Origin of the sequence: Chitinophaga sp. YR627 (genome assembly GCF_900114995.1) — a bacterium.
Lineage (GTDB): Bacteria > Bacteroidota > Bacteroidia > Chitinophagales > Chitinophagaceae > Chitinophaga.
Genome location: NZ_FOUX01000001.1, coordinates 431,361 through 442,877 on the forward strand (window position 1 = coordinate 431,361; position 11,517 = coordinate 442,877).

Here is an 11,517-nt window from a genome sequence, read left to right on the forward strand (position 1 = left end):
AATTATAACCATTTGGTAAAGAAAGGTGACGGCCGCCCACTGTAAAAGTGGGCGGCCTTTTGTATGCCTGTCCGGTACACAATTATTTGTCTAATCAGACTAATTAGTCTAATTTTGACGGAATCAATTATCTCTGGAGATGAAAAAGTCAGAAAGAACGAGGCAGTTGATCATAGAACAGGCTGCGGACATATTCAACGAAAAAGGCGTTGCAGGTACTTCTATTGATGAAGTTCTGCAGGCTGCTAAAGTAGCCAAAGGCTGTCTCTATGGACATTTCCAGAGTAAAGATGAACTGGCCCTCGCCAGCGCAGCGTACCTGCTCGATAAGGTGGCTGCCCGCCGGATGAACATATTACAGCAGCATAAAACGTCAGTGGACAAGCTACTGGCTTATGCTGAGATGAATGTCAATCCGCTGGACAACTCCTTTGTACATGGCGGCTGTCCCATTCTCAATTTTGGGGTAGATACAGATGATACCAATCAGGCCATCCGCGAAAAGGTACATGCCGTGATCAAAGCTGCCAACAGAAATCTGGTCAATATTATGAAGGAGGGGGTTGCAGCCGGTGAGTTATCTCCGGAGATCAATCCGGAAGAATTCGCTATCAAGCTCTTTGCTACCATGGAGGGCGCCTTCCTGATGTCTCGTGTGATGGGATCACCACTACCCATGAAGACAGCGATCAGGGCAATGAAGAAAGAAATTATAGCATATAGTCTTATTTAATAGTATGAAACAGCCCACCGATGGCTGTTTTTTTATTGCTTGTAAAAAGACTAAATGGTCTATATGTTTAAAAAGGATCAATATATTTTTTTATTATAAAATAGACTGAATAGTCTTAATAATACCACTAATATCATCGTCATGGAAGCTCAAGATAAAAAATCGCGACTGAAAGAGGAGATCCGTGCCAGTATACTGGACGCTGCATTCACGCTGGCAAAAGAAAACGGCTGGGAAGCTGTCAGCATGAGGAAAATAGCTACAATGATCGCGCATACCGCGCCGGTTATCTATGACTATTTTCAGAATAAGGAGGCCATTATGAGAGAACTGGCCCGCGCCGGTTTCAGATTACTGGCTGCCGCAACAACTGCCGCGCAGCAGGAACAGGATCAGCCGGAACAACAGCTGCAGGCAATGTGGATGGCCTATCTGCATTTCGCGCAAACCGAGAAGGAATACTACCAGCTGATGTTCGGTATGGGTATTCCGCTGAGTGCAGACAATAACTCTTCCCCGGAAATTGACATATTTGCCGGACTGGTACAGGACGTGATCAGACAAACAGCGAACGGAGAGATCCTTTCTGTAGAAGAGGTTGCCCGCAGATATTTCCTCCAATGGTCAGTCGTGCATGGCGTTATCGGACTGGGACGTATTTATAAAGATAATACCGATGCCTTCAATGAACGGGTAGTGCTGGATATGCTCAGACAAACAGCCGCTGTGGCATCAGCCGCATAATCCATCAGTCATATTGTACAGCAAAATGAATTAAAACGAAAAGGGTCTGCCGTATAGCAGACCCTTTTCGTTTATAGTAGCGTGCGTGCTTATCTGATGATAATGAAATCACCTTTATAAATCACCACACCTTCCGGTTTCTTCACTTCGGCCACATAGATGTAGCTTCCCATTGGCAGATCCAATGCTCTCCAGTCGTTCTTATAATCATTAGACTGATACACCAGTGAACCCCATCTGCTGTAAACAAGCAGTTTAGATCCAGGGTATTTTTCCAGTCCGACAATGACGAAGCGGTTGTTCGCACCATTGCCTGGTCTGAATGCATTGATAAAGGCGAGGTCCTTAATAGAAGCCGCCGCCGTAGCTACTGCTGTATTGTTCGACAGGTCCGTTTCTGTTTCATCTGCCTGAACATAAGCGGTATTGACAATCTCCTTATTATTAATACGGCAGGTGATAGTGATTGTTACTTCCTCACCTGGCAACAGCTGATCGACACTGGTGATCACCTTCTTCGCTGCCGGACTCGCAATGATACTACCCTTGCTGCTGATATAATAAGAAGGCATATCCAGCGAAGCAGGCAGGGAGTCTGTAATGGCGATATTGGTAAATGTTTTCTCACCCACATTGCTCACCCTGATCTCATAAGTGATATTCTCACCCAGTGCATAGTACTGACCACTGGTTGGCTGTGTCACTGCCTGTTTGCTGATCACCAGATCTCCCTGTGGTTCACGTACCGGAACAACCGTTTGATTACCTCCGCTACAATTTGGATCGGAAGGATCGCAGGCTACCGTATTCAGGGTCGTCGTACCATCGCTGATCTGTGCCACGTTGGTGATATGCTGTACGCCGTTGAGGTTATCGTAGGTCTGTACAACAAAGCTTACCTGGCTCACCGCATTTGGTTGCAGGTCAACAATGCTGAAATGTACATTATTACCGATCAATGCGCCACCGCTTATATAAGAAGTATAAGCGGGTACCGGGTCCTGTACGCTCAGTGAAGGGATATTGACATTACCGGTATTGCGGATAAAGATGGTATAAGTGATCTGTTCACCCTGACCGATCTTACCGTCTGTATTATCAGCAGGCAGGGCCGCTGTTTTCCATGTTTCAAATCTGACAACACTATTGTCGTCATCATTGATATTGACAGTTGCCTGTGCATTGGTTGTACTGATCGTGAATGTACCCAGTGTAGCAGCAGAAGCACCGCTCAGGCTTACAATCACCGTTTCAGTACCCTCCATTGATCCGTCATCAGCAACAGTTACCGGAAGTATTACACTATTCTGTCCGGCAGGGATCGTGATGCTGCCGCTTAAAGCAGCATAGTCAGCACCCGGCGTAGCCGTACCGCTGGTGTTGTAAGTAACGGTAATGTCTTCCACCGCCGTAATACCGGTTGGCAAGCTGATGGTGAAATTACCGGTTGTACCTGGTTCTGCTGCATCATTCAGGGTGGTGATACTGATCGTCGTATTAGCCGCTGTGTTGTCATCATCGCTGATGGTAACAGTAGCGGTATTATTCGTACTGCTGACAGTAAATGCGCCAAGTGCCATACCCGTACCACCGGTGATGGTCGCAATAACGGTTTCATTACCCTCTATGAGCTGATCGTCATTCACCACCACATCGATATTCGCACTGTTCTGGCCCGCAGGGATGATCACTGATCCGCTGAGTGTAGCATAATCAGTAACCGGGGTAGCCGTACCACTGATCGTATAATTAACGCTGATGTTTTCAGCAGCGCTGATACCAGCCGGCAGACTTACCGTGAAGCTGCCATTCGTAGAAGGCTCTGCTGCATCTGCATTCCTGGAGATACTAAGCACTTTATTAGCAGGCATGTTTTCATCATCAGCAATGATCAGGGTGGCGCTGGCAGTACCTGCCGTGTAAGTTCCCAGGGTAGCAGTGGTGCCACCTGTGATGGTGATGATCACTGTTTCGTCGCCTTCCATCAGCAGGTCATCATTGACTACGATCGGCAATGTAATGCTGTTTTGTCCCGCAGGAATGGTAACTGTCGTACCGCTTGTATAGTCCGTACCAGCGGTAGCAGTACCCGCTAAGGTGTAGTTAACGATGATGTCTTCGGCGGCAACAATGCCAGCCGGCAGACTGATCGTGAAGTTGCCATTAGTCGCAGGTTCACTGCCATCATTGCTATTGCTGACATTAATGATCTTGTTGGCGGCAGTATTATCATCGTCGCTGATATTCACCGTTGCGTTGGCATTGGTGGTGCTGGCGGTGAAGGTACCCGTATTGGCGCCTGTACCACCTGTTACCGTAACGATCACTGTTTCTGTTGATTCAATCACCTGGTCATCCAGTACAGGGACTGTCAGTGTTGCACTGTTTTGTCCCGCAGGGATGATCACGGTAGTAGCTAAGCTGCTGTAGTCAGCATCTGCAGTAGCCGTACCGGCAACGGTGAAGTTCACCGTTACGTCTTCATTGACAGTTACACCTGTCGGCAGACTGATCGTGAATGCGCCGTTAGTGGATGGTTCGCTACCATCATTCGCAGTCACAATACTGATCACCTTATTCACAGCGGTATTATCGTCATCATTGATATTGATACTCGCTGTGCCATTCGTTGCGCCGGCAGTGAACGCACCGGTAGTAGCCGCTGTACCACCTGTTACCGTAACAATCACCGTTTCAGGAGACTCTATGGCCTGGTCATCCAGTACAGGGATAGTCAGCGTTATGCTGTTCTGACCTGCCGGGATGGTGATAGTTGTACCCGGAGAGGTGTAATCTGTTCCTGCGGTAGCTGTACCGGCAACGGTAAAGTTTACCGTTACGTCTTCATTGACAGTTACACCTGTCGGCAGACTGATCGTGAATGCGCCATTAGCAGATGGTTCGCTACCATCATTCGCAGCCACAATACTGATCACCTTATTGACAGCGGTATTATCGTCATCATTGATATTGATACTCGCTGTGCCATTCGTTGCGCTGGCAGTGAATGCACCGTTAGTGGCAGCTGTACCAGCTGTTACCGTAACAATCACTGTTTCAGGAGATTCTATCGCCTGGTCATCCAGTACAGGGACAGTAAGCGTCACGCTGTTCTGACCTGCAGGGATCGTGATTGTTGTACCCAGGGTTGTGTAGTCTGTACCTGCGGTAGCTGTACCGGCAACGGTAAGGTTCACCGTTACGTCTTCATTGACAGTTACACCTGTCGGCAGACTGATCGTAAACGCGCCGTTAGCAGATGGCTCGGTGCCATCATTCGCAGCAACGATACTGATGATCTTATTGGCGGCCGTGTTATCATCATCGCTGATGTTCACCGTCGCTGTATTATTCGTACCGGCAGTAAATGCACCGGCGTTGGTAGCTGTACCACCCGTAATAGTAGCGATAACAGTTTCTGTCGCTTCAATCGCCTGATCATCTCTCACCGGAACAGCCAGTGTAATGCTGTTTTGTCCGCCAGGGATAATCACCGAAGCGCCAAAGGCGGTATAGTCAGCACCCGCGGTAGCTGTACCGGTAACGGTGAAGTTGACAGTTACGTCTTCATTCACGGTTACACCTGTCGGCAGACTGATAGTAAACGCACCATCAGTTGCTGGTTCGGCGCCATCATTCGCAGTAACGATACTGATGACTTTATTAGTGGCAGTGTTGTCATCATCACCAATGTTCAGGGTAGCGGTGCTGGTCGTGCTGGCCGTAAATGCACCGGCGTTAATAGCGGCGCCACCTGTAACCGTAACAATCACCGTTTCAGCAGATTCTATTGCCTGATCGTCCAGTACAGGTACATTCAGCGTTACGCTGTTCTGACCAGCCGGGATGGTGATCGTTGTACCCAGCGCGCTGTAGTCTGTACCCTCAGTAGCAGTACCTGCTACGCTAAAGTTGACAGTTATTGCCTCATCTACGGTTACACCTGTCGGCAGACTGACAGTGAACGCACCGTTTGTGGCAGGTTCTGCGCCATCATTCGCAGCAGTAATACTGATGACTTTATTGGCGGCGGTGTTGTCGTTATCGGTGATGTTGATCGTAGCGTTTGCATTTGTTGTGCTGGCGGTAAATGTACCAGCAGCAGTAGCAGAACCGGCTGTTACGGTTATAATCACCGTTTCAGCAGATTCAATGATCTGATCATCCAGTACAGGGACTGTCAGTGTTACACTGTTTTGTCCTGCAGGGATGATGATCGTAGTACTCAGAGCGGTATAGTCAGTACCAGCGGTAGCTGTACCAGCTGTTGTGAAGTTGACAGTGACGTCTTCATTGACGGTTACACCTGTCGGGAGACCAATGGTGTACGCCCCGTTGGTCGCAGGCTCAGCGCCGTCATTTGCTGCAACAATACTGATCACTTTATTAGCAGCCGTATTGTCGTTATCGCTGATATTGACAGTAGCAGTAGCATTTGTTGCACTGGCGGTAAAGGAGCCGATGCTGATCGTTGTACCGCCTGTAACGTTTACTATGACTGTTTCAGTGGCTTCGATGATCTGGTCGTCCAGTACCGGAACATTCAGTGTTACGCTGTTCTGACCAGCCGGGATGATCACCGAAGTACCTAATGCGGTGTAGTCCGTACCTGGAGTAGCGGTGCCTGCTACGGTGTAGTTGACAGTAATGTCTTCAGCAGCTGTGATACCTGTCGGCAGACTAATCGCGAAGCGGCCATTGGCAGCTGGTTCTGATCCGTCTGTTACAGTGTTGATGCTGAGTACTCTATTTGTAGCTGTATTGTCTTCGTCAGCAATGATCACCGTAGCAGAGCTATTGGTGAGGCTGACCGTAAATCCGGAGATGCTTGTACCGGTAGCGTTGGCGATACTTACGACAACACTTTCAGCACCTTCTATGATATTATCGTCAGTGACGATCACTGGCAGCGAGATACTGTTCTGACCAGCCGGCAATGTGATCGTACCATTTAAGGTGCTGTAGTCTGTGCCATTGATTGCGGAACCGGCGATGTTATAGATGATATTCAGGTCTTCGCTCACACTTACACCTGCTGGCAGACTGATACTGAATGCACCGTTACTGGAAGGCTCTGAGCCATCAGCTGTACGGGTAATACTGATCACTTTATTGGCAGCGGTATTGTCATTGTCTGTAATGTTAACAGTAGCAGCTGCATTAGTAGTGCTGGCGGTGAATGCGCCAGCTGTAGCAGCAGTACCACCTGTTACATTTACAATGACAGTTTCTGTAGCTTCTATTACCTGGTCATCCAGTACAGGCACATTGAGTGTGATGCTGTTCTGTCCGGCAGGAATAGTAACAGCCGTACCCAGTGCTGTATAGTCGGTACCAGCGGTAGCCGTACCAGCCACGGTGAAGTTTACAGTGATATCTTCATTGACAGTTACACCCGCTGGAAGGCTGATAGTAAACGCCGCATTCGTACCAGGCTCAGTGCCATCATTTGCCGCAGTAATACTGATGACTTTATTAGTAGCGGTGTTATCATCATCGTTGATGTTGACAGTAGCTACGTTGTTAGTACCAGCAGTAAATGCACCGGCGTTTGTGGCAGTACCACCTGTGATGGTAACAGTAACAGCTTCCGTTCCTTCAATGATCTGGTCATCCAGTACCGGAACGGTCAGTGTTATGCTGTTCTGTCCAGCAGGGATAACTACCGAAGTACCCAGCGCGGTGTAGTCAGTACCTGCGGTAGCGGTACCGGCAACCGTAAAGTTAACAGTGACATCTTCATTGACAGTAACACCCGTTGGCAGACTGATGGTGAATTCGCCGTTATTGGAAGGCTCATCTCCGTTGTTAGCAGTAGTAATACTGATGACTTTATTAGCCGCAGTATTATCGTCATCGCTGATGTTGACAGTAGCAGTAGCATTGGTTGCGTTGGCAGTAAATGTGCCTGCGTTGGTTGCGGAACCACCTGTTACGGTTACGATAACCGTTTCAGTAGCTTCAATGATCTGATCATCCAATACGGGAACAGTCAGTGTAGCACTGTTCTGACCAGCTGGGATGGTAACGGAAGTCCCCAGCGCTGTATAGTCAACACCTGATGTAGCCGTACCAGCAACTGAGAAGTTGACAATAACCTCTTCATCTGCGGTTACACCCGTTGGGAGGCTGATAGTAAACGCAGCATTTGTACCTGGCTCGGTACCATCATTCGCAGCAGCGATACTGATGACTTTATTGGTGGTAGTATTATCGTTGTCGTTGATGTTTACTGTAGCCGTAGCATTGATCAGGTTCGCAGTAAATGCACCAGCGTTTGTAGCGGAACCACCTGTTATGGTCGCAATAACTGTTTCTGTAGCTTCAATGATCTGATCATCCTGTACCGGAACGGTCAGTGTTACGCTGTTCTGACCAGCGGGAATGATAGTGGAAACACCTAATGCCGTGTAATCGGTACCAGCAGTCGCCGTACCCGCTACAGTGAAATTCACGGTGACAGGTTCTGCTGCTGTTATACCAGCTGGTAAACTGAAGGTAAATGCGGCATCCGTACCTGGTTCGGCACCATCATTCGCAGCGGCGATACTGATGACTTTATTGGCGGCTACATCATCATCGTCGCTGATGTTCACACTCGCAGTTGCATTGCTCGCACTGGCAGTGAATGTACCGGCTGTAGGCGCAGTACCACCCGTTATGGTAACGATAACGGTTTCAGTACCCTCGATAACCTGATCATCCAGTACCGGAACAGTCAGTGTTACACTGTTCTGATTGGCAGGGATGACGATAGAAGTACCTAAAGCGGTATAGTCAGCGCCGGCGGTAGCGGTACCAGCTACAGAGAAGTTCACCGTTACTGGAGTAGCGGATGTAATGCCGGCTGGCAAACTGATTGTAAATGCAGCATCTGTAGCTTGCTCGGCGCCATTATTCGCAGCTGCAATACTGATCACTTTATTTGAGGCGGTATTATCATCATCCGCGATCGTGTTGCTGGCAATACCACTGCTGGTAAATCCGGTGATATCTGTACTTTCTCCGTAAGTAGGCGTGACGTCTATTGATTCCGTTCCTTCAATGATATTATCATCAATGACTGGTACGTTGATCTGTACGCTGTTTTGTCCGGCAGTTAAGATAACAGCAGTACCGATACCAGTATAGTCTGTGCCCGAAGTAGCGGTGCCACCGACAGTATAGTAAAAAGTAACGTTTTGAGAAACGGTATAACCTGCCGGCAGACTAACACTAAATGATCCGTTGGTGGATGGTTCAGCAGCCGTAGCTGTCGGCGTAATGGTAAATATTTTATTCGCCGGAGTATTGTCATTGTCATCAATTGCCATAACATCTGTAGCTACGTCTAGGCCAAATGCACCTAAAGTAGAAGTCGTACCACCTGTAAGCTGTACGGTAAATTCCTCTCTTGTTTCAATGATCTGATCATCGACAGGTGAATAGGGAACGTTAACTGCATTCTGTCCGGCGGGAATGATGACAGTACCTGTTAAGTTGTTAAAGTCAGTACCAGGTGTCGCAGGAGTAGTGCCGGCACTACTGGATGGCGTAACCGTATAGGAGACAGTGATGTCTTCTGATGCAGTCAGTGAACCGGGCAGTCTTATCTGGAAAGATCCGTTTGTAGAAGGTTCTGCTGCCGTACCCGTGTTATAGACAGAAAGTCTTTTGTTAGTGGCATTACTGTCGTCATCAGCAATGATCACAGTAGCAGTAGTATTAGCCGGATCAGGTGTAAACGCACTGAAAGAAGGAGCAGAGCCGCCGGTCAGTGTTATAATCACCGTCTTATCATTTTCAATGATATTGTTATTGTATGGCTGTGCTGTTACTGGAACATCCACACCGTTTTGTCCGGCAGGGATGGTAGCGGTGGCAGGAATCGTGGTGTAATCTGTGCCACCAACAGCAGTACCGCCAGTGGTGTAGTTCACCGTAATATCCGCCGGATAGGTCACACCCGCCGGAAGACTGATCCTGAAGTTACCATTACTGGTGCCTTCTACAGCGTCGCTGGTTTTGGTTACGCTCAGTCTTCTGTTAGCCGCAACATCATCATCATCTATGATATTAATGTTAGCCGTTGCACCAAAGACGATCGGGAAGCTGCCAAACGATGCACTGGATGCAGCAGTTGGTGTCACTGTTACCGTTTCAGTACTTTCGATGTTATTGTCATCGATCACCTGCACCGGCGTTATAACTGAGTTTTGACCAGCCGGAATAACGAATACGGAGCCCAGCGCAACATAGTCTGTACCAGACGTTGCGCTTCCGGTGACGTTGGCGTTGATGGTGACGTCTTCAGAAACAGTCATACCCGTTGGCAGATAAATCCTGAATCTGCCATTGGTTAACGGTTCGGCCGCATGGGCAATGGTAGCGATCCGTATAATTTTTTTGGCGCTGGTATTATCATCGTCTGTAATATTCAAAGAAGCGGTGGCACTGCCTGTACTTGCGGTAAATGTGCCAAGCGTAGCAGCAGTACCACCGGTGATGGTGACAACTGCTGACTCTGTGTTCTCGATGATCTGATCGTCCGTAACGGTCAGCGTAAGCACTGCATTATTCTGCCCTGCGGGAAGGGTGAAAGTAGCAGGCAGATTGTAGTCTGCACCCGCAGTGGCGGTCCCACCGGTCGTATAGCTGACAGTGATATTCTCCGCGGAGGTGATACCTACCGGCAGACTGATTACATAAGCGCCATTGGTGCTGGGTTCCGCGCTATTGGCGCCAGCATTAATTCTTACGATCTTATTAGCTGCAATGTTATCATTATCGCTGATCGTCATTGTAGCACTGGGATTAGTAGCACTGACGGGAAAACCAAGATGTGTGGGAGATGTAGCATTGGTAATGGTTGCTATCACCGTTTCGTTTCCTTCAATAATCTGATCATCGATAACAGAAAGCGGAACGTTTATACCTTGTTGCCCTGCGGGTATGACCACGGAGCCGGATAGCGCTGTATAGTCGGTACCGCTCAATGCCGTACCTGAGGTAGTATAGTTAACGGTAATATCTTCTGTGAAGGTGATACCTGTTGGCAGACTGAATCTGAAGCTGCCGCCTGTTCCCGGTTCTGCTGCGTCCGTGACTTTAGTGACACTGATAGCAGGTAGTAAGGCGTATACCGAAAATTCCCAGAGTGAGAAACCATAGGTGCTTCCGCGGGTAAATCCGTTCATACGTACATACCTGGCATTTCCACTGATGGAAATGGTATTGTCCCTCATGTAGTTGCCGGTAACACTTTTCACCGTAGTCCAGCTGCTTCCGTTGGTTGAGATGTCAATATTATAATCCCTGCCATACGCTGCTTCCCAGTTCAGTACCACGCGGCAAAGATCATAGTTGGCGCCCAGGTCCACATACATATACTGGTTGTCGCTGTGCGCACTTTCCCAGCGGGTCCCCATGTTATTGTCCACTGCGAAGTTGCCGGTATTACCGTTTGCGACAGAAGATACCGTCACAGGGCGTAGCTGGGCCACGTTCGTACTGGAGCAATAACTGATTGGTTCTGTACCGATCACTATGAAATCATAGAGAGAAAAACCATAGGCAGAACCCCTCGTAAGACCTGTCATACGTACATAGCGTCCGTTGGCTGATACGCTGTAGGTCTTGTTAAGCCCTGTATTGGCGGTCTCAGTGACAAGGTTTGTCCACGACGTTCCGTCCGGCGATACTTCTACCGTGTAACCGGTGGCCAGTACCTGCCAGTTCAGCGTAATGGTACAAATGGGATAGCTTTGCCCAAGGTCCACCATGATCCACTCGTTGTTATTCCACGCACTTTCCCAACGGGAAGTGGGATCGCCATCGGTAGCCCTTGTAGGAAGGTTGCCTGCGGTAACGGAGGAGGTGGTAACTGCTTTGCCTAATGCCAGATCTTTGTTGCAGGTCTGTGCAATGGCCAGCGGACTTAAAAAAGCCACTAATAGGAATGTAAATAAAAGCCTAATCATTGTGTAATGCATAGGTTAGGGAATAGGTTGCCCGCGCAACCAGGTATATTACGTTTTCTCGTTTACGGTTTGTTCACCGGA

At 48.5% G+C, this 11,517-nt stretch carries 3 protein-coding genes; 2 read left to right on the forward strand and 1 reads right to left on the reverse strand.

Features of this window, described 5'->3' with window-relative positions; genetic code table 11:
- Nucleotides 1–139: 139 nt before the first annotated feature.
- Together BMZ72_RS01340 and BMZ72_RS01345 are read left to right on the forward strand one after the other, a co-directional pair.
- Entirely contained in the window at nucleotides 140–733 is a 594-nt protein-coding gene (locus BMZ72_RS01340; protein ID WP_089804493.1) for a TetR/AcrR family transcriptional regulator, read from the forward strand.
- A 141-nt stretch (nucleotides 734–874) separates the two neighbouring features.
- Nucleotides 875–1,477, forward strand: a complete 603-nt coding sequence (locus BMZ72_RS01345; RefSeq protein ID WP_089804494.1) for a TetR/AcrR family transcriptional regulator — start codon at nucleotides 875–877, stop codon at nucleotides 1,475–1,477.
- 89 nt (nucleotides 1,478–1,566) lie between these two features.
- On the opposite strand, the gene BMZ72_RS01350 is transcribed toward BMZ72_RS01345, so the two are convergent.
- Entirely contained in the window at nucleotides 1,567–11,436 is a 9,870-nt protein-coding gene (locus tag BMZ72_RS01350) for a Calx-beta domain-containing protein (RefSeq protein WP_177222650.1), read from the reverse strand.
- Nucleotides 11,437–11,517: the final 81 nt, after the last annotated feature.